Genomic DNA, 26,001 nt, shown 5'->3' with positions numbered 1-26,001 from the left:
AACTAAAGCCTTAATTAGTGTTGGAACAGTAGCTGCAACTAGCTTTATTCTCATGATGGGATATACTGCTGGTCAACATTCTACTGCTAAACAAAGTCGCAAAGAGATTGAATTGGCTGCAGCTAAACTTGTAGAGGATAAACAAGCAGAAGATAAAGCTAGCATTTTGTCATCGGATACTGTAAAAGAATTTTTAACACAGTATTATACGAAAGAAAAACTAGGGGAAAATAATACACGCATTCAACCTTATATGACTGAATCGGCTTATTCTCAAGAATTGACAAGTCAAAATGATGCCATGAACCAAGTGTATAAGGATTATATTTTGGATTACCATTTTGAAAAAGCGGATATCTTTGTCAATCAGACTACGAATCAAGCCATTGCCATGGTCTCTTATAATGTAACCTATGTATCCGATTTAAAGAATGCCAACCAATCAAAGACCAATCAGACAGAAACCAGAACGGTTAAGTTGTCTTATTCGAAGCTACCAGGTAAGTTATTGGTCAATCAAGTACAGGTTTGGAAATCTGGGTTAGATGATTTAGATAATGCAACTCCTAAAACTTTAGAAGAATCATCATCAATACCATCACTGCCAAATACTACGACAAAATGATGATATTGCATGGAAATAGAAGAATGTAAGCAAATTTCAATTCTTGATGTAGCCAATCGTTTAGGTATCTCCTTTAAACAAGTTTCGAGCAGTGTCTATGAACATCCTGAACACGATTCATTTCGGATTTTTTCAACTACCAATACTTTTAAATGGTTTTCAAGAGATATTCAAGGTGATGTCATTGATTTTGTTCGACTTGTTAAGGGAACTTCCTTTAAAGAAGCTCTGGCCTTTCTTTCTGAAGAACCTTTTCAAAAAGAAGCTGTTCAAGAAAAAAGAGAGAGACCATTTTATTATCCTTTAAAGAGAGTAGAAGATTCTAACTGTAGTCTGGCTAGATATTATTTAACAGAATGTAGAGAAATCTCAGAAGAAATCGTACAAAAGATGATTCAACAAGGTTTGATAGCACAAGCCAGTTGGAAAACAAATGAAACTGTTGAACCTGTTATTGTTTTTAAAAGTTTTGATCATCGTCACAAACTGCAGGCAGCAAGCTTACAAGGAATTTATAAGAATCACTCTCTTCCTAGAGAAAGGTTAAAAACGATTCTAAAAGGAAGCCATGGACATGTTGGAATATCCTTTGACATTGGTAAACCAAATAGACTGGTCTTTTGTGAATCGTTCATCGACTTGATGAGCTATTACGAACTTCATCAACAAAATCTAACAGATGTTCGTTTGGTATCTATGGAAGGATTAAAAAGGTCTGTTGTTGCTTATCAAACTTTACGACTGATAGCTGAAGAAAATCAGAAGTTGGAATTTTTAGATACAGTAATACCTTCAAAGTTATTGCCTTTGATCAATACAATTCGTGATACCACTACTTATTTTGATAATCATCCAAATTTATTGACACTTGCGGTAGATTGTGATGATGCAGGAAAAGATTTTTCTGATAAGTTATCTCAATCAGGATTTCCTGTTTTCCTGGATTTACCTAATAATGAATCTGGGAAAGAAAAAATAGATTGGAATGATGTCCTTAGAGAAAAGAAATTAGATTTACAATTGATGCTTGAGTCTGCAAAAGAGACAGTGGAGAATCAACTAGTAAGACACTCCTCTCAATGTTTAGAATTGTGATAACAAAATCAAGATGTTTTAGCTAATATTAAAATGAAGGAGGATCGTATATGACCATTATTGAACGCTTAGAAGAAAAGGTCACTAGGCAAGAAAGCAAGGTAGCAAGAGAGACAGAAAAACTCGCTACTTACAAAGAACAACTGGAGACAGCGATGTTTGCGACGTTCAAAAGGCGTCAAAGCATCAGTCACATGAGTTTTGAAGAAGCTCTTGACCATGCCTTTGGTAAAGAAAGACAATTCGATGATTCTGAATTTAGAAAGGATGAAATGAGTGAATGACAAAAGATTGGAATTTTAATCAACCATTAGAAAGTAAATCAGAAAATCAAGGGGATTCAGATAAAATTGCGGCCTTATTTGGAAATCATCAAGGAGGTAATGATGTAAATTATGAAGCAGCTTTTCAAAAGCGAAAACAAGCGCCTGTGACGGAATCAAATTCTAGTTCTAAACCTAAAGTTACAGAGGTTAGAACAGGAAAAGAGACAGATATCACTACAAGTTATCAGCAACATCTTAAAAGACTTATTGCGGATAACAATAGCGATATTCAAAGCAGTCAAAAGAAAATTGAAGAGCTACATACGTTGATTGACACAAAGAATAAAGACAATAAGAAATTACAGTCCATTTATGATGCGATTTCGGAATTACACTAAGCAGTCCTGATAGGCTGCTTTTTTTGAGAGGTTATAGATGTTTACAACATTTTTTAAGAAAAATCACGACAATAGTGATGTATTTAAAAAGCTGATTCATAGACTATCTGATATGTCTGTCCAAGATCTTGAAAAAATAGACCGACTGTTAGATATCATTTTCACTCCAGATCAAGAATCAGAACAAGTAAAAACAGAATCAACTTATAGGGAAGAAACTTTGGACGACACATTAAAGGAAGCTAAGAATCAACTTCATAAGGAACAATTGGAGAAGAATTTAGAGAGATTTAGGAAAGACGGAAGGAAGTGAATAGTTTTATACAATTTTCTTTTACTTGAATAAAGTCTTGTGTTATACTTTTAGTATAGACTAGAGAAGGAAGTAAATATTTTGGAGTTGACTACCAAGCAGGAAAAGCAACTAGGTCAGACGCAGTGGTTTCATGCTACATTATTGAGACATTTAGAATCCTTAAAAAGTGGTATAGATGTTAAATTTAATTTAGGAAGTGAGCTAGATTTTGGTCCTGGTTTCTATATCACGCCTGACTTTGAACAAGCTAGAAAATTTATTAACAAGCAAGTTGAAGTATTAAATCGAAGCAGCTCTAATAATAATATTTTTGACTCAGAAGAAGAAGTAGGAATTATAGTAGAATTTCGTATTTCAAATTTTATAGAAATTTTTAAGAACCCTGACTATCATTGTCACTATTTTGCAAAACATAAAAAGTCAGAGTCAGATTTAGATTTTGCTGAATTTGTCGTTCAAAATCGGGAAAATCCAGATGAATTACAACACCATTTTGATTTTATCTATGGTGTTCAGACTGATGACAATCCAACCCAAGCTTTAGCTCGTTTTCGTCAGAATGAAATTACAAAAGAAGAAATGCTTGCTGAGTTTAGAAAACCATATTCTTTTAAACAATTATCCATCCACAACCAATCTTTTTGTGATATAATGAAAATAGAGAAGGTTTATCAATCAAAAACAGGAGAGGAGTTACAAAAATGGCAGTAGTATCATTGGAAAATAATATTAAACTATATAGTTCAGAATTATTTCAAGCACTATTAAAAGCCTCTAATTATAAATTGGATAAGCGTATTGCTCAGACTGTTGCAGAAGGCTATGCTCGTAATCTAGATTATTCTGATCCTGAACTGATGCATGTTGGTGTAACTTCGGTTGCTAACAATCTGCTTACAAAAATTAAACAAGAGTATTTTAATGTATAGTATTTTGAGAAAAGCCACCTAAAAAGAAATAACTCTTTAGGTGGCTTTTATAGAAGTAAAGTTTAGTTAGAAAAATAAGAAATAACGCACCAATTTTGGTGCGTTCTGCTTTTTTATGCTATAATGGAATTATAAAAATAAAGGAGTTTACCATGATTGGAAAGAACATTAAATCCTTACGTAAATCACATGATTTAACACAACCCGAATTTGCACGGATTGTAGGTATTTCACGAAATAGTTTGAGTCGTTATGAAAATGGCACTAGTTCAGTCTCTACAGAATTAATAGACATCATTTGTCAGAAGTTTAATGTATCTTATGTCGATATTGTAGGAGAAGATAAAATGCTCAATCCTGTTGAAGATTATGAATTGACTTTAAAAGTTGAAATTGTGAAAGAAAGAGGTGCTAATCTACTATCTCGACTCTATAGTTATCAAGATAGTCAGGGAATTAGCATTGATGATGAATCTAATCCTTGGATTTTAATGAGTGATGATCTATCTGACTTGATTCATACGAATATCTATTTAGTAGAAACTTTTGATGAAATAGAGAGATATAGCGGTTATTTGGATGGAATTGAACGTATGTTAGAGATATCTGAAAAACGGATGATAGCCTAATGGAAATCCAAGATTATACCGATAGTGAATTCAAACATGCTTTAGAGCGGAACCTTCGCTCACTGACAAGAGGAAAAAAGTCCAGTAAGCAACCTATAGCGATTTTGCTTGGAGGGCAAAGTGGTGCCGGTAAGACTACAATTCATCGTATTAAACAGAAAGAATTTCAAGGAAATATTGTTATCATAGATGGTGATAGTTTTCGTTCTCAGCACCCACACTATTTAGAACTTCAGCAAAAATATGGCAAAGATAGCGTTGCATACACCAAAGATTTTGCAGGGAAAATGGTAGAGTCTTTAGTAACAGAATTGAGCCATTTGGGATACAATCTTTTGATTGAGGGAACTTTACGGACAATTGATGTTCCAAAGAAAACAGCACAACTCTTGAAAAGTAAGGGATATGAGGTACAATTAGCCATAATCGCAACCAAGCCCGAATTGTCCTATCTGAGCACTCTTATCCGATACGAAGAACTGTATGCTATTAATCCAAATCAAGCACGCGCAACTCCAAAAGAACATCATGATTTCATTGTAAATCATCTGGTTGATAATACACGACAATTAGAAGAACTAGCTATCTTTGAAAGAATTCAAATTTACAAACGAGATAGAAGTTGTGTATATGATTCAGGAGAAGATACAACTTCAGCAGCAACCGTTCTTCATGATTTACTATTTGGAGAATGGAATCAAGTGGAGAAAGAGATGTTGAAGGTGGGGGAAAAGAGACTTAATGAATTACATGAAAAATAAACAATTGATATTTTTAGGAGAGTAGATGTGAGAGGGTTTAATAACAAGATAAAGTCTGTTTATCAAGAACTAACAAATTCCAAAGAGAAATTCGGTAGCTTTCACAAAACTTTAATTCATTTGCATACACCTGTTTCTTATGATTATAAGCTATTTTCTGATTGGACTGCAACGAAATATAGAAAAATTACTGAAGATGAACTATATGATATATTTTTTGAAAATAAGAAAATAAAAGTTGATAAGACAATTTTTTTTAGTAATTTTGATAAGATTGTTTTTTCTAGTTCAAAAGAATATATTAGTTTTCTTATGTTAGCAGAGGCAATCATAAAAAATGGAATAGAAATAGTTGTAGTAACTGATCATAATACTACCAAAGGTATTAAAAAGTTGCAAAAGGCAGTCTCAATCATAATGCAAACTTATCCGAATTATGATATACATCCTCATATTTTACATGGAGTAGAAATTAGTGCAGCGGATAAATTGCATATTGTATGTATATATGATTATGAACAAGAGTCATGGGTTAATCAATGGTTAAGTGAAAATATTATAAGTGAGAAAGATGGAAGTTATCAACATTCACTGACTATAATGAAGGATTTCAATAATCAAAAAATAGTTAACTATATTGCTCATTTCAATAGTTATGACATTTTGAAAAAAGGTTCTCACTTATCAGGTGCATATAAACGAAAAATTTTTTCTAAAGAAAATACACGATTTATTGGAGTTAAAAATATAAATTCTATTGAAGGTTCTAGAAAAAAACTATTAGCAGATTTTAATTGTGAGCCCAACTTTCTATTAGATAATGATTCTCACGAAATTGATTCACTCGGGAAGAACAATCTGTGGTTGAAAGGTGGAAAAATTTCTTTCAAGATGTTTCAAGAAGCATTGTTTGATTATAACGTATCAGTTAGTTTATGTGAGCCAAGCTTTAAACAAAAGTCTTACATAAAAGGATTATATATAGAAAATCGTGGGGGAAATAGAAGCTTTCTTGCAGGTGATAAATTAAAAAAAGATAAAGACTTCTTTTTAACATTTTCACCATCTATGAATTGTTTAATTGGAGGGAGAGGTACAGGGAAAAGCACATTAATTGATATGCTACAATTTGTACTTTCTCAAGATTGTGATAAGCAAAGCAAATTGGAATTTCTATGTAACCATGCAAATGCTTTTGTACTCTATGTTTTAGAAGAAACTGAATATATTATTGAAGTTAGTTTGCCAGATGTCAAACAAGAAAATAAGGATAATATTTTACAATATTATGGGCAAAATCGAGAGAATAGGTTTGGCTATTCTTATAGATTTAATTCTGACTCTATTAAAGAATGGACACGGTCTCAGTACACAAAAGTTTATAAAGTTGAAGGTAACTATTTTAGATTAGTTGATAAAACTAGAATTTTAGAGAAAATGTTTGATAGGAGATATTCTGTTAATGAATTAGTTAGAACAGCTGACGGTGAAAAAATTACAGAATTTATTTCTAATTTAATGATTAAAAATAAAAAATTACCGAGACCAGACTATGGGCTAAGAACTCAGACACTCGAATCGTTTGAAGTAAAATTAAAGGAACTTGATGAATATTTAAAACAGCGGAAGCAATTAATACTCGAAATTATTGAGGATTTTAATGAAACTCAGATTGGTAAGTTAAGAATTTGTTATGAGCAAATTGATAGATGGGAAGAACCGCATTTCGAAAGTTATCTTTTCAAGAATAATCGTTCTTCGTTTGATAATTATAGAATTAGTATGCAAGATGTAGCAGACGTTTTATATCTTATCTATCGGGAATTAGGAATGAAAGAATTTGTTAAAGTCATTGTAAGACAAAATATCCCTAATAAGTATTTTATGCTTTTAAAAAGTATCTCTGAAGATAATTTTGCAAAACAAGAAAATAATTGGAGAGATAAATCTGAAATTAATGAATACAACATTACGCATTTAAAAACGAGTATCTACTCTTTAATTGAAAATAGTAGTTTATTAAATGAGTTTAAAAGAGTCTTAAAAGCGCATGTAGCTAATGAAAGGTTATTTTTGGAATTTAATATTAACTCCAAAGAAACCTCACACCAACTTGATATTCTCTATAAAGAAGTTGGTGTATTAAGTTTGGGACAAAAAGTTGTAGCCATGCTTGATTTTTTATTAGCGTATAGTGATTATTCTAAAGACTTCAGACCATTGATTATTGATCAGCCTGAAGATAATCTAGATAATCGTTATATTTACATGCATTTAGTTCAGCAGTTTAGAGATGTGAAAGCTCAACGTCAAATTATTTTAGCAACACATAATGCTACAATTGTAACAAATTCTATGACAGATCAAGTTGTTATTATGGAGTCAGATGGAGTTAACGGATGGATTGAATCACAGGGATATGTTAGTGAAAAATATATAAAAAATCATATCATCAATCAATTAGAGGGAGGGAAAGATTCCTTCAAGCATAAAATGTCTATATATGAGACGGCTTTATCAGAGTAGAGCCAGAAAAAGTAGGTTAGAAATTTAGCCTACTTTTTTCTTTGTTCGACAGGCATAGTGTACATCTGAGGTCCAAGTCCTCTGTGGATATCTGCTGCAGATGAAACCAATAGCGACTCCTAAGGGTGAATATCGTGAGGTAGGGGGGAGAGGAAGGAATTAGCGGAATCAAGGCTCTATAAACGGAATCGTGACTTGAAGCCATATATCGGATGAGGAACTCTAAAATCCAAATAGGTGTCGTAACCTATATACGTAAATTACGAGAGTAAACTAGGAAAGATGTACGGCTTATTCCGTGAGCGTTTAGGACGTAGTACAACGAATCATGGGAGTCAGCTGAACCCATAGTATTGAAGAAATTTCTGTAATGGAAATGGAGCGAAGGGTGAATAACTAAATGAATATCTCTCTAATTAAATTTGTCAATCCTAATTCCTCGCCTGAAAAGACAGTGAACTGAAAATGTAAATGATGGAAGCTGATTATAAATATAGGACGGCACTGATAGAACGAATTGTAAAATGAGAAGATGAGTGAGAATAATGCTTTCGTTAAAACTTAGTTGGCCCTCTGTGTGCCGAACGGTACGCACAGTGGTGTGAGAGGGGCTAGAGATTAGTCCCTAATCGATCTGTGATAACTTCTTCAAATAATCCTTGCTATCCTAATATCATCCAAAGAAAATCGATCCTCAAATTTAAACTGGGGGTTTGGGGGCGAAGCCACCAAGTTATCTTATCGTTGGCTGTCAAAACTAGAAGGTTTTGGTCGGCTGGCGATATGATTTTTGGGATATTGTGGACACAATATCTGAGCTCGCAAAGCCTTACAAGAATGAAAATCAGTTGGTGTAAAAGTGTACGGACATTGTACGGTAGCAGACATTGTCAGTACAGGTATTTTGGAAAGGAAGTAGCAGTATGAAACGAGACGTGCGTGATATTCGGAAACAATTTCGCCTAACAGATGAAGAGGAAAAGCAAATTTTAGCTTTGATGAGAGAGCAGGGAGATACTAATTTTTCAGATTTTCTCCGTAAAAGTTTACTCTCCTCTGATTTACAAAAACAGATAGAGATATGGTTCACCCTTTGGCAATCTCAAAAACTAGAACAAATCAGCCGTGATGTTCATGAGATTTTAATTTCGATCCAGTCAGAACGTCAAGTCACCCAGGAACATGTATCTATTCTCTTAACCTGCGTACAGGAATTGATTAAAGAAGTTGGCAACTCCATTCCTCTCAGTCAAGACTTCCAAGACAAATATATGAGGTAGACACATGGAACATCGTTACCGAATCAATCTCAAGAAAGTGTTTTTGTCTGATATTGAGTTGAACCAACTAAATAGAAATATCGACCAAAGTAGCTGCCAATCTTTTTCTGAATATGCGAGACGCACCCTACTTGACCCTGGAATGAATTTCATCACCATTGATACAAATGGCTACCAAGACTTAGTGTTTGAGTTGAAGAGGATTGGCAATAACATCAATCAGATTGCTCGAAGTGTGAACCAATCTCAGTTGATTTCTAGCGAAGAATTGCAAGAGTTGAAAAAGGGAATCGCTGAATTGATAAAAGAAGTTGAGAAAGAATTTACAATACAAGCTCAAAAGCTGAGGGAGTTCCATGGTCATCACTAAGCATTTTGCCATTCATGGAAAGAGTTATCGCAGAAAGCTCATCAAGTATATTCTCAATCCTGATAAAACAAAAAATCTTACCTTAGTGTCGGATTATGATATGAGGAATTTTCTGGACTTTCCTAGCTATGAGGAAATGGTGCAGATGTATCATGAAAATTTTATCAACAATGACACGCTTTACGATTTTCGACACGATAGGCTGGAGGAGAAACAACGACAAATCCATGCTCATCATATTATTCAGTCCTTTTCGCCAGAGGACAATCTCACTCCTGAACAAATCAATCAGATTGGTTATGAGACCATGAAAGAATTGACTAGTGGAAAGTTTCGCTTTATCGTTGCGACCCACGTTGATAAAGACCATCTGCATAATCACATCATTATAAACTCGGTTGACAGCAATTCTGACAAAAAACTTAAGTGGGATTATAAAGTGGAGCGAAATCTTCGAATGATTTCAGATAGATTTTCTAAAATTGCAGGGGCGAAAATTATAGAGAATCGCTATTCTCACCAGCAGTATGAAGTTTATCGCAAGACCAATCACAAGTATGAACTCAAGCAGCGACTCTATTTTTTGATGGAACATTCTAGAGACTTTGAGGATTTCAAAAAGAATGCTCCACTACTACATGTAGAAATGGATTTTAGCCACAAGCATGCGACCTTTTTTATGACGGACTCATCCATGAAACAGGTGGTGCGTGGCAATAAACTCAATCGCAAGCAACCTTATACAGAAGAATTTTTTAAGAATTACTTTGCCAAAAGGGAAATGGAAGAACTCATGGAATTTCTCTTATCAAAGGCTGAGAATATAGATGACTTGATTGAAACTGCGAAACTTTTTGATCTAACTATCATTCCCAAACAAAAGCATGTGTATTTCCAGTTGGCAGGAGTGGAGGTGAAAGAGACAGAACTAGACCAGAAAAATCTTTATGGTGTAGAATTTTTCCAAGATTATTTTGAGAGTAGAAAAGATTGGCAAAATCCAGAAATTGAGGATTTGGTTCAATTTTATCAAGAAGAAAAATTTTCCAAAGAAAAAGAACTCCCAAGAGATGAGAAGTTCTGGGAATCCTATCAAGAGTTCAAGAGCAACAGAGATGCCGTTCATGAGTTTGAGGTAGAGTTGTCACTCAATCAAATTGAAAAAGTAGTAGATGATGGTATTTACATCAAGGTCAAGTTTGGTATTCGTCAGGAGGGGCTTATCTTTGTGCCGAATATGCAGCTCGATATTGAAGAGGAGAAGGTGAAAGTTTTTATTAGAGAAACTAGCTCCTACTATGTCTATCATAAAGACGATCCTGAGAAGAATCGCTACATGAAAGGTCGAACCTTAATTAGACAGTTCAGCTCTGAAAATCAAACGATTCCATTCCGCAGAAAAACGACAGTCGATATGATTAAAGAGAAGATTGAGGAAGTGTATACTTTACTTGAGCTGGATATGGATAAGCACTCTTATATTACAATTAAAGATGATTTAATTCATGAATTGGCAGCTTCAGAATTGAGAATCAATGCTTTGCAAGAACGAGTGACAACCTTAAATCAAGTAGCAGAATATTTACTGGCTTCAGTTGAAAATAAGCAAAAAATGAAATTGAATCTTTCAAAATTGAATATAACTGATAAAATTGGCATTGATGTTGTTGAGAAGGAATTGAATGAGTTAGGTATCCAGATAGAATTAGAGAGCAATAGATATGAGAATATCGTATTTAAAGTGAATAAGTTTATCAATCGTTTGAGTAAGAAAATTTCAAAAGAAGAAGGGATATGTTTTCAAAAATAGGAACCCAGACAACCATTATATAAAATGTGTATCTTTTATAAAACATATTTGGAATTATGATAATTTTTATTGCATCAGTCGTAGATTTAGTTATCACATACGATACAAAAAAATCATCATTTTGAGCAAATATCTCCTTATATTTATTCACTTATTTCCTTACTAGTTTTTTTATTGATTTGTTGGATAAATTCAACTGCTCAATGGTTTTATCTTATCGTTTACTCTTATTTATCATTTTTCTTTTCAATCTCTTTGCCAAGATGAACCTGACTTCAACTATCAAACTGGAGCAGGTGGAGAAATAAATCTGGAAAGACTACATTATTAAAAAGTATAGTAAATCAAGAAATAGATGGATATTTTTCAAAAGGTTTAAAAATTGGGTATTATAGTCAAGAATTAAATACACTAGACCAAGATAAAACACTCTTTGATAATATATATGAAACAAGTAGTCATAATAAACAATTAATTATAAACTTTCTTGCAATGCTAGATTTAAAATTTGATAAAATATTTGTTCCGTTTGGCAAGCTCTCTGGGGGTGAGCAAGTTAAAGGCCAACTTGCATCAGTCCTTCTGAGCGATTCAAATTTTCTTATTTTAGATGAACCAACAAACTTTCTTGATATTACCTCACTTAATGCACTAGAAAAATTCTTATTAAGTTATCCAGGTTCGATACTTTTGGTTTGTCATGACACATATTTTCAAGAAAGATTACATTTTAAAAAGTTATGCATTCTAAATAATAACTTGCTTCTAGAGGATTACTTTGAAGGTTGATTTAGTAAACTAAATAGGTGAACCATTTTATTTTTTTGATAGCTAATCAATATCCATGATGTAAAAAGCAGCGTAAAATCGTTGCTTTTTTTCTTTGTACGACTTATCCCGTGAGGTCTCATGGGAGTAAATAAGACGTAGTAACAACTAATCATAAGAAGTACCCTCGCCTATTGTTGTTATCAACTTATTCTTCGTTGAATAACAATGGCTGGGGCAGGCTCTCAGCCGAAGCCATAGTAGTGATGAAATTTCTGTAATGGAAAGGAATTCTCTTGTTACCCTTTGATAGAAGATCTTGGTATTGATTTTTACTTTGAGGATACCTATGCTTCTTGGCAAAGGGGAAATAACGAAACCTCCAATGGTTTACTCAGAGAATATTCCCCTAAGAAGGCTGATTTAACAAGCTTTAGTGATGAAGACTTGTTCTCAGCACTGTTTCATATCAACCATCTACCACGCAAATGTTTAGGTTACAGAACACCCTTCGAGGTACTTTCAAATAAGTGGTAAAAATGTTGCACTTATTCTTGCAATTTATCTTTTAAAAAAATAGGGGTAATCAGAGAAACATGGGTGCTTCATACTAGAAAAAGCTTGTAAAGATTGAAAAAAAGATGTAAAATGTTTGAAAATACAAAAAAACTATTTAAAGCTAGAATTTTCACAAGATAATTTAAAAGTGATTCAAAGTAATTTAAAAGTTGAGCGTTTTCTTTTATCACTAATTGTACGATGTTTTGCAATGATATCTCAAAAAAATAATATTCAAGTTATGTTAGAAGGGCATGGACGAATGTTTAAAGACTTTTTAGAAAATGTTATTGATGTAGTTGGGTGGTTTACTTCAGAATATCCAATAAATTTTGATGTAAAAAGAGATTTTGTTGCTCAATGTGATGAAATTGAAAGAAGAATGTTAGCAGTTCCAAATAATGGCCTCATGTATAGCAAGGTGAAAAAATCTTTATCAAAGGTTGCTTGCCCAGATATATTATTTAATTATTTGGGTGACTCTTTTGCAGATACTTCATGGAAAGTTTTAAAAAGAACTAATTATTCAATTAATAACATGATATCGGATAATAATTATCAAAAATCAATTTTTATGGTACTTCTTGAAAAGACAGACAATGCATTTGAAATTAGTATTACTAGCGACTCACAACACTATTCACTAGAATTCATGGAAGAGTTTTGTAAACTAGTCAAACAAGAATTTGAGAATTTTTTATCTTGAATATCATGGGAGGGATATTTAGATGGAATCAAAAAACAACAAATTAGAAAAAAAGAATATTTTTCTATTAATTATCAGTAGTCAATTAAATGAATTTGGCACTACAATTTATGATTACGCCAATAAATTGGTTATAGCTTCTTCGGAGAGTAAATCAAATTACTACATGAGGATTTATCAATTTTCAGAGATCATTGTACAATTGTTATTCAGCCTTTTTGGAGGTGTATTTGCGGACAGTAAGAATAAGAAAAAAATATTAATTGTTACTGATTTTATAGCTAGTTTACTTACCTTTATAGTTTTTATGTTTTATAGTGAAAGTAATGTATATATGTTGATAGTTACAAATATTTGTTTAGCGATTCTATATGCATTTAATGCTCCTGCTTATAGAGCAATAGTAGGAGATTTATTAAGTAAAAATAACATTATTAAATATAATTCTTATTCAAAATCAATTTCGGAATTTTTGAGTATCCTATCTCCAGTTATTGGGATCCTCACGATAGCATTAGTAGGATATAAATATGGAATGCTAATTAATTCTCTTAGCTTTTTATTATCTGGGTGTTTATCAGTTTTTTTCACTGAATTAAATTTTTTTGATGACTCTCCCCAAAAATCTGACGCCTTTTCAATAAAGTATGGATTTAGTTACATTTATAACAATAAAGAGTTACTTCTTTTACTGATTTCAAGTTCGATGATTAACTTCTTTTCATCAGGAATAAACTTTTATTTACCGTTTATTAATAAAATGTACGATTTGGATAAGTTATATGGCATGATTTTAATTGGTCAAGCAGTTGGGAATATTATTGGGGCTGTATCGAATAATTTTTTTAAAAGAAGTTTTTCGTCAAACCAATATAGTACATTCCTTTTGATATCATCTTTACCACTGATTATGATTCCTTTAGTGAAGATCTGGTCGATTACTTTACTTTTGTTTTCATTATCATCATTAGCTATGACAATTTTTAATGTTCAAATGCTATCGTATTTACAGTCTACAATTGAAAAGGAATATTTAGGAAGGGTATTTAGTATAATTGCATTTTTTGCTTTAATGTTAATGCCTTTAGGAACGGTTGTATTTTCATATTTTAACTTTAAAACATTACTTGTTTTTGGAGTTGTAGGAGTAGGTGACTTACTAACTTGTATACTCTTAAAACTTGCATTGAAGAGTTTAAAATGAATTCGAAATGGCATTGAAGTAATTACTATGATGAGTTATTCAATCGGTGTTGATTTTTGTAAAAAATAGACAGAGAAAAAACTTCTGTCATATTATGACAATTTCCTAGCTTTTTCTGAAAGTGACATATACTTTTCTTAGGAGAAAGCTAGATGTACTAACGGATAAGAGATTTGAGAGAAGATCACGATTTCACCCAAAAATTTGTTGCAAATTTACTTTCCTTCCCTCATACAAATTATGCACAATTGAGAGAGGAGAGGTTGCCCTAACGGCAGATGTCCTTGTGCAACTTTCTAAACTCTATAACGTTAGTACGGATTACCTATTAGGGTTAACAGATTGTCCAGATATGATAAAACATAAAATGAAATAGTCTCTCCTTGATTTGTTCATTGACAATTGAATAAACCGAGGTGGGACTTTCTTATTTGTCGAGCAATTTAGTGATATACGCCGTGATAGGTGCGAAAATTATTAGCTATAAAATAGAGTGGTTCTCTATCTGTCATGACACAAGTGAGGACAATGATACTTCTAACCGTTTAGGCTGCCATCGTAAAAAGATAGTGGGTGAAACTCCCATGAGTAGTAATATCACCAGTCATTCCCACTGGGATCAACTTAGAGTAACTTGTTATTAGGAGGGAATGTTTTGGAATAATCAGTAGTAAAATATAGTGTGCAACTTTCAATGCTTAATTTTTTATACTCCTGAAATATGCTGACTAATATTCACATAATCAAAATGTTGGAATTTATAAGTGTGAATAAAAATTTTCATACTATGTCTCCTTGGTTTTTCTTTCTTCACTTATGTGAACTCTGTCAGAAAGTCAGGCTAAATCTTATTTAGTTATAAGTAATGGCTAACTTCTATAGATTGATAATGAAAATTCTAGATTGGATTTGCATAATACTGTTATCAGTAGATCTTCTATCATTGATTTGTTTCACCGGTGTTACAGAATCTCGGTTAGTTTTACAAGTAAAAATAGAATGTTTTCTATCCTAACAACGAGCAGTATAAGCAGTTTTTTCCTTTGTTTAAATAAAACTAAAATTTAGTATTGTTCAGCTTCAGAGAAGTGCTTGTATGATTGATTTGTGAACATTTTCCTATAATTTTGTAATATTTTTGAGACTATAATATATTAGATAAACATGTCTTTTGTGTTTCACTTGATTTTACAATAAGACTAATTTTTGAAAGTCAGTAATTTTAAATAGTTGATAAAATCTTTGCTCCCAGACGGTTAATAGATATGCTTATGAGAAGTGTTTAATAAATTAATTTTAGTTCAAAATGTCCAGTTTGGACACTTTGAAAGATATCTTAGTTTTATATATTATACTTTTCTCAGGAGAAAGCTAGATGTACAGACGTTTGAGAGATTTGAGGGAAGATCACGATTTAACCCAAAAACAAATAGCTAAAATACTTTCGTTTACAAACTCAGCTTATGCTAAAATTGAACGGGGTGAGCATGCCTTGACGGCAGATGTATTGGTAACTCTCTCAAGCTTTTACGATGTCAGTACAGACTATCTATTGGGATTGACAGATTTTCCTGATAAAATTCGCTTTAGAAAATAATCTCCTCAATTTCATAGAGTGTGAAAATGAGGAGATTTTTTATTTGTTCTTTGACAATTAAATAGTCCAAAATGGTACTTTCCTCATTTGTGGAGCAGATTTGAATGGCTCGCCATGACAAGAGCGATTTTAAAACCATCAATAAAATAGAGCGATACTTTATATGCCATGATACAAATGATATACAATGATACTTCTGACCGTTCAGGCTGCCACCGTAAAAGAGCAGCAAGTGTAATTCTTATGATGACTTCATCAGTCATGCCATGGAGGTGAAAAAATCTAAGAAAGGAAGTAGTAAAATCATGGAAACAGTAAACTATAAAGATTTAGTTGCGATTGGTTTTCCAGAGCACACATCTAGAAATATTATTAGACAAGCAAAAAAGATTGCTGTAAAAAAGTTTGAAGAAGCTAGAAAAAATGATAAGAATGCGGTACAATTAGGATGTTCACCTTTCGATAATAAAAGGTTAGGCATTGCTCCTAAAAATATTGTAGAAAATTTAATTGGTATTTCTTTTTCAGATATAGAAGGTGAGAAAAATGGTTATATCAAAGACAAAGAAATATAAAGGTGTATACAAAGATTCAAAAGGAAAAATTTACTTTCAAATTGAATTAGGAGTTGATCCAATAACTGGGAAAAGAATTCAAAAGAAAGGAAGGAAAAATCAACAGGGACTACCGTTTAATTCTTTTAAGGAAGCTTATGAAGAGATACTTCGTTTAAAACATGAATTTGTGAACTCTACTATTAATAATAGTTTTCTAACTTTTAGAGAGTTTATGGAAGAGATTTATTTAAAATATTATCAACAAAAAGTTCAATTTGTAACTTATCAGACCGCTTTACCACATCATCAGTTATTTATTAAGCAATTTGGTAGTAAAAAATTATCAGATATTAGTACTATTGACTGTGAGAGATTTCGCTTAGCTATTATAGACAAGTATTCTAGTAACTATGCTAAAAATATGTGGTCTAGATTTAAAGCATGTCTGGGCTATGCAGAAAGATTGGGTTATATTGATAGAGTTCCTTTTAAAGGATTAGATAATCCTAGAGGAAAGCACCCTGATACAAAATTTTGGACATTTGATGAATTTAAGAAGGTAATAAACTCTTTCGATATTAGTGAGTATGAGGGACTCCATAATTACATGACGATCTGGTTATATTTTATGACTGGCTTAAGAGTTAGTGAGGGTATTGCTCTTAAATGGGAAGACATTGATTTTGAACGTAAATGGATTCATGTTCATTCGACAATTGAGAAAGACAAAAACGGTGTATGGTATGCTAAACAACAAACAAAGACAGTAGCAGGGAATCGTAAAATTGATTTAGATGATTTTACGATTACAATACTTAAAAAGTGGCGAGAAGTTCAAATCAAGAATGATGAAAAAGATTATGTAATATCACGTTTTGGCGCCCCCTTGTGTAAGTCTACAATTTCTAGGATAATAAAAAGGCATGCTAAGATTACTGGTGTACCAGAAATTACGGGGAAAGGATTAAGACATAGTCATGCATCTTATCTTATAAATGTGTTACATAAGGATACTTTATATGTTTCATATCGATTAGGACACGCTGATAAGTCAACCACGTTGAATACATATAGTCATTGGTATTATTCAGGTGATTCAACAATTTCAGAAGAGATTACAAGCAGTTTAGATAATCTTGGATTATCAATTTACCTACCAAATTCCTGCCAGAGTTGAAAATTGAGGAATTAACCCACTAATACTGGGAGAAAATAGGATTTGCAAATTGTTACTCTTAAATAATCGAGTTTCCAATCAAAATGAAAACCGAGGTTTAGCCCTCGGTTTTTTCGTGCATTCTTTCTTTCGTGACTTTTACAAGCCCTGTATCATCAAATATTTCATTGAGATACGACAAGATTGTTGCTATAATAGGGATATTCTATGAAATAAGGAGAAGGTATGAAAAATTTTAAACAGTTTCTTTTGGCTTTTGTTGCTGTTTTTGCAGCAGTCCTCTTGGTAGCCTGTGGTCCAAAAAGTGATAATGGGACTTATGTATTCGAACCCACAACAGAAGAAGTGAGGGAGATGCTACCAAGTCAACTTGCTTATATCATTACAGATGATTATAAATTTAAGGTTTCGATTATCATTAAGGATAAAGAAGGCGTTATGAAGGTTCAAATAAAATCAAATGTTCAAAATACCAATCAATCCTATGATTTTAAGGTTGACCAAAAACACAAAATATTTGTAATGAAGAATGACGACAGTGGGACAAAGATGACGTATAAAATTTCTAATCATATGCTAACCTTTATGGATGTGAAAGAATCAAACTCGAGTAGTTCTGATATTTTTGTAAACTATATAAAAATGGCTAAGTTTAAAAAAGTTAAATAATTTAGCGAACGTAGGTACGGATCCTGCCTCTTTAATCGTTACATATTAGTTGATAAATATATTACAAGAGTATTACATTTGTAATATTTCATTGCCGTGTGTCTGAATTGTTGATATAATAGGGTGAATCTAACTAAAAAGGAGAAGTTATGAAAAACTTTAAACGTATTCTTTTGGCTGTAGTAGCTGTTTTTGCAGCAGTCCTCTTGGTGGCATGTGGTGCCAAAAGTGATAACGGGACTTATGTCTACAAACCATCAAAAACTGAAGTGAAGGAAATCCTTGAAGAACAAGGTGCTCCAAGTTCAAGTGTAGATGCATTGATTGACAATGTTAAATTGGAAGTTTCAGTGACCATTAAAGATAAAACAGGTAGCCTTAAAATTAAAGGTGAAATGATGGGACAAAAGACTGACCAATCATTTGATATGAAAGTTGACCAACAAAAGAAAACTCTTCAATCTAAAACAGGTGAAGGTGAGAAGGTTAAATACAAAGTTTCAGGCGATGTGTTCACTTTTGATTTATCTGGTGAAAAGAGTTCAGGTCATGAAGCCGCTTTGGAAATGTTCAAAAACGCTAAATTCAAACGTACAAAATAATACAAGAGAAGGGCAGAGAGTATCTGCTCTTTTTCTTCTTTAAAACATCTTGAATTGGTATTAAAATAGTGGTAAAATCTGATTATAAAATACATTAGGAGATTGATTATGAAAACTATTAAACGTATTCTTTTAGCTTTCGTTGCAGTTTTTGCAACAGTCCTATTGGTGGCATGTGGTGCCAAAAGTGATAATGGGACTTATGTCTACAAACCATCAAAAACTGAACTCAAGAAAATTCTTGAGGAGCAAGGCTTATCAGGTAGTCAATTAGAGTCTATTGGAGACGTTATTAATTTTGAAGTTTCTATTAAGATCAAAGATTCTAAAGGAACCCTCAGCATCGCGGGTGAAGTCGCTGGTCAAAAGAATGAGCGATCTTATGATGTCAAAATCAATCAAAAAGAGAAAACAATCTCGTCAAATGATGGTAGTGGAGAAAAGATTACATACAAGGTCGATGGTGACTATTTGACATTTGATCTTTCTAAGTTAAGTAATAGCAACCAAGGGGATCTTATGATTCTTAAAAATGCTAAACTCAAACGCACGAAATAAAGCGACTGAAGAGCGGGGAGACCTGCTCTTTTGCTTTACTTTTATGGCTGGTTTGGTATAATGAATGAGACTACAGATGGGACTGGGGCAGGAATGATTTTCTTTGAAAATGATTCCGTCTCGCTCCCTCTTTTCTGTGTGATCAAGGTTATTATTTATGGAAAAGGAGAATCATCTATGCTTTATATTTGGTCTTACTTGAAAAAGTATCCCAAGTGGCTAGCCTTGAATCTATTTTCAGCGGTCCTGTTTGTTATTGTCAATTTGGGCTTGCCAACGATTCTTGCTCGCATGATTGATGAGGGGATTAACCCGCGTGATGTGGACCGGCTGTATTTCTGGGGCTGGGTCATGTTTGCGATTATTTTGCTTGGGATTGTGGGGCGGATTATCTTGTCTTACGCGGTTGGCCAGCTAACGACCACTATGGTCCACGATATGCGCAATGACCTCTATGCTAAGTTACAGGAGTACTCGCATCACGAGTATGAGCAAATCGGGGTATCGTCATTGGTCACTCGCTTGACTTCTGATGCCTTTGTTTTGATGCAGTTTGCGGATTCTATGTTGAAGATGGGGGTCATCACCCCTTTGATGATGGTTTCCAGTGTTCTCTTGATTTTGACAACCAGTCCTTCTTTAGCGTGGATTGTAGCGGTATCAGTCCCATTTCTTGCTGTCGTCGTCTGGTATGTAGCAGTCAAGACACGTCCACTTTCCGAGAAGCAACAAAAGACCCTCGACCATCTTAATCAATTTGCACGTGAAAATTTGACTGGACTTCGTGTGATTCGTGCCTTTGCCCGTGAAGAATTCCAGCAAGAGAAATTTGCGGCTGAAAATGAAGTCTATGCGGAAAACTCGAATAAATTGTTCAAACTAACTGGTTTGACAGAACCCCTATTTGTGCAGATCATCATTGCTATGATTGTGGCGATTGTCTGGTTTGCTTTGGATCCTCTTCATGACGGTAGTTTGAAAATTGGGGATCTGGTTGCCTTTATTGAGTATAGCTTCCACGCGCTCTTATCTTTCCTCTTTTTAGCCAATCTCTTTACTATGTATCCTCGTACTGCGGTTTCTAGCCGTCGTCTCAAGGAAATCATGGACATGCCCATTTCGATTGATCCGAATGAGAATGGTGTAACAGAGACAGCATCTCGTGGCTATTTGGAATTTGACAATGTCACCTTTGCTTATCCAGGTGAGACGGAGAGTCCAGTTCTTCACAACATTTCCTTTCAGGCCAAACCTGGCGAAACGATCGCCTTTATCGGCTCGACCGGTTCTGGGAAATCTTCACTTGTGCAGTTGATTCCTCGATTCTATGATGTAACACTTGGGAAGATTTTGGTCGATGGTGTGGATGTCCGTGACTACAATCTGAAAGCCCTTCGCCAAAAGATTGGTTTTATTCCGCAAAAGGCCTTGCTCTTTACGGGAACCATTGCTGAGAACCTTCGTTATGGGAAAGAAGATGCCTCTGTACAAGAGCTAGAACAAGCGGCTGAAATTTCCCAAGCCAAGGAATTTATCGACAGCCGTGAGGAACGCTTTGATACGCATTTGGCAGAAGGTGGTAGCAACCTTTCAGGTGGTCAAAAACAACGCTTGTCCATCGCTCGTGCCGTTGTCAAAGATCCAGATGTCTTTATTTTTGATGATTCCTTCTCTGCCTTAGACTACAAGACGGATGCCACTTTGCGCAAGCGCCTCAAAGAAGTTACAGGAGATGCGACCGTCTTGATCGTAGCGCAACGCGTGGGAACCATTATGGATGCGGATCAAATTATTGTCTTGGACCAAGGGGAGATCGTCGGTCGAGGAACCCACGATGAATTGATGGAAAGCAATGAGATCTATCGTGAAATTGCTAATTCGCAGCTCGATAGTCCATCATTAACAGAGGAATAGAAAGGAGAAGCAGATGAAACAAGAACAAAACAGTTTTTCTAGACTATGGACTTATTTGAGAGCCTATCGCTTGGAAGTTTGCTTGTCCATTTTCTTAAAAATCCTAAGTGTCATCATGAGTGTGGTCGAACCCTTTGTTCTGGGGCTTGCGATTACGGAGTTGACAAAGAACCTCATGGATATGGCAAAAGGACATGCAGGAGCTGGTCTTAATACCTCCTATATCGCGATCATTATGACGCTCTATCTATTCCGTGGGGTCCTCTATGAGTTGGGGTCTTATTATTCCAACTACTTCATGACCAATGCTGTTCAAAAGACCGTTCAGGACATGCGAAATGATTTGTCTCATAAAATCAATCACATTCCCGTTTCCTATTTTGACCGGCATCAGTTCGGAGATTTGCTTGGACGTTTTACTAGCGATGTCGAAACCGTCTCGAATGCCTTGCAACAGTCCTTCTTACAAATCGTTAATGCTATCTTTACCTTGCTCTTTGTCATCAGCATGGTCTTGTACTTAAATATCCAGCTGGGGCTAGTGGTCATCTTGTCCATTCCGATCACTTATTTCAGTGCTCGATTTATCATGAAAAAATCGCAGCCTTACTTTAAAGAGCAGGCAGATGTTTTGGGGGCAATGAACGGATTTGTACAAGAAAATTTAACAGGCTTTAATGTCCTTAAGCTCTATGTCCGGGAAAAATCTTCCCAGGAAGAGTTTCATGATATTACCCATCACCTTCAAAAAGTAGGATTCAAGGCTAATTTCATTTCAGGCTTAATGATGCCGATTTTAAATGGGATTTCAGATTTGACTTATCTCATTATCGCTTTGTTTGGTGGCTTGCAAGTGTTAGCAGGTCGTTTGACTGTGGGGAATATGCAGGCCTTCGTTCAATATGTTTGGCAGATCAACCAACCCATTCAAAACTTAACCCAATTGGCAGGGCAGCTACAAAGTGCCAAGTCGTCTCTAGATCGGATTTTCCAAGTCATGGATGAACCAGATGAAGTAGCAGATGTGACAGAAACTCTCTCTGGTGATTTGACAGGTCAGGTTAGCTTTAAAAACGTTGATTTCCAATATGTAGCGGACAAACCCTTGATTCGCGATTTCAACCTAGAAGTCAAACCGGGTGAAATGGTGGCCATTGTCGGACCGACTGGAGCAGGGAAAACAACCCTCATTAATCTGCTCATGCGCTTTTACGATGTGACTGCAGGATCGATTACAGTCGATGGTCATGATATTCGTCATCTATCTCGCCAAGATTACCGCAAACAATTCGGAATGGTGCTTCAGGATGCTTGGTTATATGAAGGAACCATCAAAGAAAACCTTCGCTTTGGTAATCTTGAAGCAACGGATGAAGAAATTGTGGAAGCTGCAAAGGCAGCCAATGTCGATCATTTTATCCGGACACTTCCTGGTGGTTACAATATGGAAATGAACCAGGAGTCTAGCAATATTTCTCTAGGCCAAAAGCAACTCCTAACCATTGCGCGTGCGCTCCTAGCGGATCCTAAAATCTTGATTTTGGATGAAGCGACGTCTTCAGTCGATACGCGTTTAGAGCTCTTGATTCAAAAAGCCATGAAGAATTTGATGAAAGGGCGGACTAGTTTTGTCATTGCTCACCGCTTGTCTACCATTCAAGAAGCAGATAAAATCCTTGTCCTCAAAGATGGCCAAATCATCGAGCAAGGAAATCACCAATCCTTGTTAGCAGATAAAGGGTTCTACTATGAGCTCTACAATAGTCAATTTTCAAATAAAAAAGCGGAATAAGCTTGTGTCATCAAAAGAGGTTTGAGAAAGCATTCTCATCCTCTTTTTTCTTACTCACTTTTATTACTACATAAAAAGGTTAACATTTCTGCAACAAATTGATACAGAATATTCACACAATTCACCTTGTTTGTCATGATAATTTTTATTAGGATAGAATCGTTGTAAAAAATAAAAGGAGAAATGTGTGATGAATCATTTAAACAAAGATATCATTTTTGGCATTCGCAAGTCTAAGCTTGGAGTCTTTTCTGTCGTGATTGCGATCATGGGGGCTTGTTTTTTGACTGGACAATCTGTGGCAGCTGATCAAGCTGGAGAGCAGGCACTAGTCCAAACACAAGGGCAAGAAGCGACAACCTCTGATCCCGCAAGCTCTCAAGTAGATACCAGCCAATATGGAGCATCCATGCCTTACACCCGTTATGAGGCAGACAAAGGGAACCTCCTTGGAAAAGCAGAGGTAGAGCAGTTTCAAGACAGTCAATCAACAGCTATTGAAGCTTCTGATCAGACTTATGTCGCTTTAAAAGAAATGGGAGATGGTGTCTCCTTTAAGGTCAATGAACCAGCTAATGCCTTAACTGTACGCTACACGGTACCAGATGGAGCCAGTGGACAACTCGATGTACAGGTGAATGGTCACAGTGTAAAACAATTGGATCTTTCGTCTACGTCTAACTGGCAGTACTTGAATGACAAAGGTATTCATGATAGTGCCCAGGCGGATACACGCGCTCGGTTCCAATTTGATGAAGTACACAGCCTCCTTCCAGGCATTCAACTTCAAAAAGGAGATGTGGTTTCACTGGTGAAAAACAGGTCAGATGACGTCCATTATGGTCTTGACTTTGTGGAATTCGAGCAAGCTCCAGACCCGATTGCTCAAGGGGACAATGCTATCAATATTGTTTCTAAAGGAGCTACGCCAAACGATGATACTGATGATAGCCAGGCCCTCTATGATGCGATTTATGAGGCAAAACAAACCGGTAAAAATGTCTATATCCCAGCTGGGCGTTTTAATCTCAATCGAAAAGTCGGTATCGATGCTTCTGATATGAAGATTTCAGGGGCTGGTATCTGGCATACCCAACTGCATTTCACTAGTGACCAAGCTGGTGGCGGTGGATTTGACTTCCTTCACCAAGACAACCATGTTGAATTTAGCGATGTCTATCTTTCTTCCAACCTTCGTTCACGCTATGGTGAAAATGCTCAGTACAAGGCCATTTCTGGAACGCCAGGTAAGAATTCTCATATTCATGATATTTGGGCCGAACATTTTGAAGTCGGCATGTGGATTGGCGATTATGCTGGAAAAAATTATATGAAGTACACAGATGGTCTAGTAGTAGAAAATGTCCGTTTGCGCAATAACCTGGCTGACGGAGTCAACTTTGCCCAAGGGACTAAGAATTCGATTGTCCGTAATTCTAGTATCCGTGGGAATGGAGATGACGGACTAGCCAGCTGGTCAAGTATTGCGGATGGAACAGAATCGGCAGTAGCAGAAAACAATAAATTCCTGCACAATACAATTGAACTCGGTTGGCGCGCTGGTGGTGTTGGAATCTTTGGTGGAAAAGGCCATGAGATCGCCTACAATCGGATTAAAGACAATATCGGTGATGCCGGAATTCGCTTGACGACTGTCTTTAAGGGCCATAACTTTGATCTGAATGAAGAAGGAATTCGGGTTCACCACAATCTCTTGGAGCGTACAGGAACGAAGAGCGATATCTACAACAAGCATCGTGGATCGATTGATGTTGAAACGCGCTATGGAGATATTAAAAATGTCACCATTGAGGACAATGTATTTTTAGCGCCATTTGATACAGGTGTGACCGATCACCTCAATCCAAATGGAGGTATCCTAAATCATGTCGAAGTCAGAAACAATCAAACCATGGGTCAACTCTCTCATCCAGCTCAAGGAGGAGTGTCTGCCTCCGTTTCAAAACCAGTTGGACAAGCCTTGAGAGTGAAAGAAAAAAACCTTCAAGTAAGTGCAGTGAAAGTCCCCCATCAACCTTCGAAAGTTCAACTGTCTAAGAAACAAACCGGTCTGAATCTTAAACAAGCAAAGACAGTCACTAAAACAGTCAAACCTAACTATGTCTTAAAAGCAACATATTCCAAGCAAAAGAGCTTTTTGAAAGCTCCGAGTGCTTTGTTCCTTTACCGGATGATGGGGTTAAGTCAAACGGTTTAAGAAGGATGGAAATCCTGGATACAATTCCAGGATTTTTTGCTTGCTGCTAGTCCTTCATTGACAGTGAGAAGGCAGATCGGTATACTAGGTATAATCTAATTAGGAGGCCACCATGATGATTCGACCCGTTCAGCTCAGCGATGCAGCAGCTATCCGAGCGATTTACCAACCTTATGTGACAGAGACAGCCATTACCTTTGAGCTCGATGTGCCGACTGTCCAGGAATTTGAAAGACGCATCGCAAAAACGCTGACCCAATTTCCTTATTTGGTCGCAGAAGTGGATGGGAAAGTTATGGGGTATGCCTATGCCTCGACCTATTATGCACGCGCTGCCTATGATTGGACCACTGAATTATCTATTTATGTCGCAAAAGAAGCGCGTGGACAAGGGATCGGATCGGCTCTTTATACGGCCTTAGAAGAGGAGTTGCAAGCACGAGGCTACTTACGCTTTCTGGCTTGTATCGCAGTTCCGAACGAAGCGAGCATTTCCATGCATGAAAAGCGAGGCTATGTTCAAGTGGCTCATTTCCCAAAGATTGGCTATAAGTTCAACAAATGGCATGATATCGTCTGGATGCAAAAGACGATCGAAGGGCCGGTGAGAAAAATCAAGTAAGAGCTGTTAAGGAGTAGTAGCTAAATGAAAGCTCCATATCACTTGAAACAATCC

The 26,001-nt window shown here is 35.3% G+C and carries 25 protein-coding genes and 3 pseudogenes; all 28 read left to right on the top strand.

The window, feature by feature from the left end:
- Positions 1-625 (top strand): peptidylprolyl isomerase (locus HMPREF2926_RS01655; RefSeq protein ID WP_141751755.1); only part of this gene is annotated, 625 nt, incomplete at its 5' end.
- 9 nt (positions 626-634) lie between these two features.
- Positions 635-1,720, top strand: a complete 1,086-nt coding sequence (locus HMPREF2926_RS01650; RefSeq protein WP_070586239.1) for a thioredoxin domain-containing protein — start codon at positions 635-637, stop codon at positions 1,718-1,720.
- A gap of 50 nt (positions 1,721-1,770) precedes the next feature.
- A complete protein-coding gene (locus tag HMPREF2926_RS01645) occupies positions 1,771-2,004 on the top strand; it encodes a DUF5965 family protein (protein ID WP_000152426.1) in 234 nt (77 codons plus the stop codon).
- Positions 2,001-2,384 (top strand): DUF5945 family protein, encoded by a 384-nt coding sequence (locus HMPREF2926_RS01640; protein WP_000159223.1) that lies wholly within the window; start codon positions 2,001-2,003, stop codon positions 2,382-2,384. Before HMPREF2926_RS01645 ends, HMPREF2926_RS01640 begins: the two co-directional genes overlap by 4 nt.
- A gap of 37 nt (positions 2,385-2,421) precedes the next feature.
- Entirely contained in the window at positions 2,422-2,697 is a 276-nt protein-coding gene (locus tag HMPREF2926_RS01635; RefSeq protein WP_000495441.1) for a hypothetical protein, read from the top strand.
- A gap of 81 nt (positions 2,698-2,778) precedes the next feature.
- A complete protein-coding gene (locus HMPREF2926_RS01630; RefSeq protein ID WP_000424175.1) occupies positions 2,779-3,411 on the top strand; it encodes a DUF3990 domain-containing protein in 633 nt (210 codons plus the stop codon).
- Positions 3,402-3,629 carry a hypothetical protein gene (locus HMPREF2926_RS01625; RefSeq protein WP_000301903.1) on the top strand — a complete coding sequence of 76 codons (228 nt, stop codon included), beginning with the start codon at positions 3,402-3,404 and terminating at the stop codon, positions 3,627-3,629. Before HMPREF2926_RS01630 ends, HMPREF2926_RS01625 begins: the two co-directional genes overlap by 10 nt.
- 152 nt (positions 3,630-3,781) lie before the next feature.
- A complete protein-coding gene (pezA, locus tag HMPREF2926_RS01620; protein ID WP_070586238.1) occupies positions 3,782-4,258 on the top strand; it encodes a type II toxin-antitoxin system antitoxin PezA in 477 nt (158 codons plus the stop codon).
- Positions 4,258-5,019, top strand: a complete 762-nt coding sequence (gene pezT, locus HMPREF2926_RS01615) for a type II toxin-antitoxin system toxin PezT (protein WP_070586237.1) — start codon at positions 4,258-4,260, stop codon at positions 5,017-5,019. The genes pezA and pezT overlap by 1 nt, the downstream gene beginning before the upstream one ends.
- A gap of 27 nt (positions 5,020-5,046) precedes the next feature.
- Entirely contained in the window at positions 5,047-7,545 is a 2,499-nt protein-coding gene (locus HMPREF2926_RS01610) for a Spaf_1101 family AAA-like ATPase (RefSeq protein ID WP_070586236.1), read from the top strand.
- 923 nt (positions 7,546-8,468) lie between these two features.
- Positions 8,469-8,825, top strand: coding sequence for an SAG1252 family conjugative relaxosome accessory protein (locus HMPREF2926_RS01605; protein WP_000817622.1), 357 nt, complete (start codon positions 8,469-8,471; stop codon positions 8,823-8,825).
- Between the two features lie 4 nt (positions 8,826-8,829).
- A complete protein-coding gene (locus HMPREF2926_RS01600) occupies positions 8,830-9,195 on the top strand; it encodes a MobC family plasmid mobilization relaxosome protein (RefSeq protein WP_000401233.1) in 366 nt (121 codons plus the stop codon).
- Positions 9,182-11,005, top strand: coding sequence for an SAG1250 family conjugative relaxase (locus HMPREF2926_RS01595; protein ID WP_070586235.1), 1,824 nt, complete (start codon positions 9,182-9,184; stop codon positions 11,003-11,005). The genes HMPREF2926_RS01600 and HMPREF2926_RS01595 overlap by 14 nt, the downstream gene beginning before the upstream one ends.
- 315 nt (positions 11,006-11,320) lie before the next feature.
- A pseudogene (locus HMPREF2926_RS10565) lies at positions 11,321-11,794 on the top strand (ATP-binding cassette domain-containing protein); the annotation flags it as partial.
- Positions 11,795-12,055: 261 nt separating this feature from the next.
- Positions 12,056-12,310, top strand: a pseudogene (locus HMPREF2926_RS11260) (transposase); the annotation flags it as partial.
- Positions 12,311-12,425: 115 nt separating this feature from the next.
- Positions 12,426-13,037, top strand: coding sequence for a condensation domain-containing protein (locus HMPREF2926_RS01585; RefSeq protein ID WP_070586233.1), 612 nt, complete (start codon positions 12,426-12,428; stop codon positions 13,035-13,037).
- 22 nt (positions 13,038-13,059) lie between these two features.
- Positions 13,060-14,241 (top strand): MFS transporter, encoded by a 1,182-nt coding sequence (locus HMPREF2926_RS01580; protein ID WP_070586232.1) that lies wholly within the window; start codon positions 13,060-13,062, stop codon positions 14,239-14,241.
- Between the two features lie 164 nt (positions 14,242-14,405).
- Positions 14,406-14,617 (top strand): annotated as a pseudogene (locus HMPREF2926_RS10555) (helix-turn-helix domain-containing protein).
- Positions 14,618-15,616: 999 nt separating this feature from the next.
- Complete coding sequence (locus tag HMPREF2926_RS01575) at positions 15,617-15,838, top strand: helix-turn-helix domain-containing protein (protein ID WP_049498444.1); 222 nt, start codon at positions 15,617-15,619, stop codon at positions 15,836-15,838.
- A gap of 305 nt (positions 15,839-16,143) precedes the next feature.
- Complete coding sequence (locus HMPREF2926_RS01570) at positions 16,144-16,413, top strand: DUF3173 family protein (protein WP_000450956.1); 270 nt, start codon at positions 16,144-16,146, stop codon at positions 16,411-16,413.
- Complete coding sequence (locus HMPREF2926_RS01565; protein ID WP_070586231.1) at positions 16,385-17,572, top strand: tyrosine-type recombinase/integrase; 1,188 nt, start codon at positions 16,385-16,387, stop codon at positions 17,570-17,572. The genes HMPREF2926_RS01570 and HMPREF2926_RS01565 overlap by 29 nt, the downstream gene beginning before the upstream one ends.
- Before the next feature lie 225 nt (positions 17,573-17,797).
- Positions 17,798-18,241: a hypothetical protein gene (locus HMPREF2926_RS01560; RefSeq protein WP_070586230.1), complete on the top strand. Its 444-nt coding sequence runs from the start codon at positions 17,798-17,800 to the stop codon at positions 18,239-18,241.
- Between the two features lie 149 nt (positions 18,242-18,390).
- Positions 18,391-18,843, top strand: coding sequence for a hypothetical protein (locus tag HMPREF2926_RS01555; protein ID WP_003007432.1), 453 nt, complete (start codon positions 18,391-18,393; stop codon positions 18,841-18,843).
- A 108-nt stretch (positions 18,844-18,951) separates the two neighbouring features.
- Entirely contained in the window at positions 18,952-19,401 is a 450-nt protein-coding gene (locus HMPREF2926_RS01550; protein WP_070586229.1) for a hypothetical protein, read from the top strand.
- 177 nt (positions 19,402-19,578) lie between these two features.
- Positions 19,579-21,315: an ABC transporter ATP-binding protein gene (locus HMPREF2926_RS01545; RefSeq protein ID WP_070586246.1), complete on the top strand. Its 1,737-nt coding sequence runs from the start codon at positions 19,579-19,581 to the stop codon at positions 21,313-21,315.
- Between the two features lie 13 nt (positions 21,316-21,328).
- Positions 21,329-23,107, top strand: a complete 1,779-nt coding sequence (locus HMPREF2926_RS01540) for an ABC transporter ATP-binding protein (RefSeq protein ID WP_070586228.1) — start codon at positions 21,329-21,331, stop codon at positions 23,105-23,107.
- Positions 23,108-23,297: 190 nt separating this feature from the next.
- On the top strand, positions 23,298-25,325 hold the full coding sequence (locus tag HMPREF2926_RS01535) for a glycosyl hydrolase family 28-related protein (protein WP_070586227.1): 2,028 nt from the start codon (positions 23,298-23,300) through the stop codon (positions 25,323-25,325).
- Between the two features lie 112 nt (positions 25,326-25,437).
- Positions 25,438-25,947 carry a GNAT family N-acetyltransferase gene (locus HMPREF2926_RS01530; RefSeq protein ID WP_070586226.1) on the top strand — a complete coding sequence of 170 codons (510 nt, stop codon included), beginning with the start codon at positions 25,438-25,440 and terminating at the stop codon, positions 25,945-25,947.
- Positions 25,948-26,001 lie beyond the last annotated feature (54 nt).

This window comes from Streptococcus sp. HMSC078D09, from assembly GCF_001813675.1.
In the GTDB taxonomy this organism is placed as follows: domain Bacteria; phylum Bacillota; class Bacilli; order Lactobacillales; family Streptococcaceae; genus Streptococcus.
The sequence above is the reverse complement of the archived record's forward strand: the minus strand, read 5'-3'. Positions and strand labels throughout refer to the sequence as shown.

Coding starts and splice junctions, on each gene's coding strand:
- HMPREF2926_RS01650 (WP_070586239.1), top strand. CDS start 635: ATGGAAATAGAAGAATGTAAGCAAATTTCAATTCTTGATGTAGCCAAT.
- HMPREF2926_RS01645 (WP_000152426.1), top strand. CDS start 1,771: ATGACCATTATTGAACGCTTAGAAGAAAAGGTCACTAGGCAAGAAAGC.
- HMPREF2926_RS01640 (WP_000159223.1), top strand. CDS start 2,001: ATGACAAAAGATTGGAATTTTAATCAACCATTAGAAAGTAAATCAGAA.
- HMPREF2926_RS01635 (WP_000495441.1), top strand. CDS start 2,422: ATGTTTACAACATTTTTTAAGAAAAATCACGACAATAGTGATGTATTT.
- HMPREF2926_RS01625 (WP_000301903.1), top strand. CDS start 3,402: ATGGCAGTAGTATCATTGGAAAATAATATTAAACTATATAGTTCAGAA.
- pezA (WP_070586238.1), top strand. CDS start 3,782: ATGATTGGAAAGAACATTAAATCCTTACGTAAATCACATGATTTAACA.
- pezT (WP_070586237.1), top strand. CDS start 4,258: ATGGAAATCCAAGATTATACCGATAGTGAATTCAAACATGCTTTAGAG.
- HMPREF2926_RS01605 (WP_000817622.1), top strand. CDS start 8,469: ATGAAACGAGACGTGCGTGATATTCGGAAACAATTTCGCCTAACAGAT.
- HMPREF2926_RS01600 (WP_000401233.1), top strand. CDS start 8,830: ATGGAACATCGTTACCGAATCAATCTCAAGAAAGTGTTTTTGTCTGAT.
- HMPREF2926_RS01595 (WP_070586235.1), top strand. CDS start 9,182: ATGGTCATCACTAAGCATTTTGCCATTCATGGAAAGAGTTATCGCAGA.
- HMPREF2926_RS01580 (WP_070586232.1), top strand. CDS start 13,060: ATGGAATCAAAAAACAACAAATTAGAAAAAAAGAATATTTTTCTATTA.
- HMPREF2926_RS01575 (WP_049498444.1), top strand. CDS start 15,617: ATGTACAGACGTTTGAGAGATTTGAGGGAAGATCACGATTTAACCCAA.
- HMPREF2926_RS01570 (WP_000450956.1), top strand. CDS start 16,144: ATGGAAACAGTAAACTATAAAGATTTAGTTGCGATTGGTTTTCCAGAG.
- HMPREF2926_RS01565 (WP_070586231.1), top strand. CDS start 16,385: ATGGTTATATCAAAGACAAAGAAATATAAAGGTGTATACAAAGATTCA.
- HMPREF2926_RS01560 (WP_070586230.1), top strand. CDS start 17,798: ATGAAAAATTTTAAACAGTTTCTTTTGGCTTTTGTTGCTGTTTTTGCA.
- HMPREF2926_RS01555 (WP_003007432.1), top strand. CDS start 18,391: ATGAAAAACTTTAAACGTATTCTTTTGGCTGTAGTAGCTGTTTTTGCA.
- HMPREF2926_RS01550 (WP_070586229.1), top strand. CDS start 18,952: ATGAAAACTATTAAACGTATTCTTTTAGCTTTCGTTGCAGTTTTTGCA.
- HMPREF2926_RS01545 (WP_070586246.1), top strand. CDS start 19,579: ATGCTTTATATTTGGTCTTACTTGAAAAAGTATCCCAAGTGGCTAGCC.
- HMPREF2926_RS01540 (WP_070586228.1), top strand. CDS start 21,329: ATGAAACAAGAACAAAACAGTTTTTCTAGACTATGGACTTATTTGAGA.
- HMPREF2926_RS01535 (WP_070586227.1), top strand. CDS start 23,298: ATGAATCATTTAAACAAAGATATCATTTTTGGCATTCGCAAGTCTAAG.
- HMPREF2926_RS01530 (WP_070586226.1), top strand. CDS start 25,438: ATGATGATTCGACCCGTTCAGCTCAGCGATGCAGCAGCTATCCGAGCG.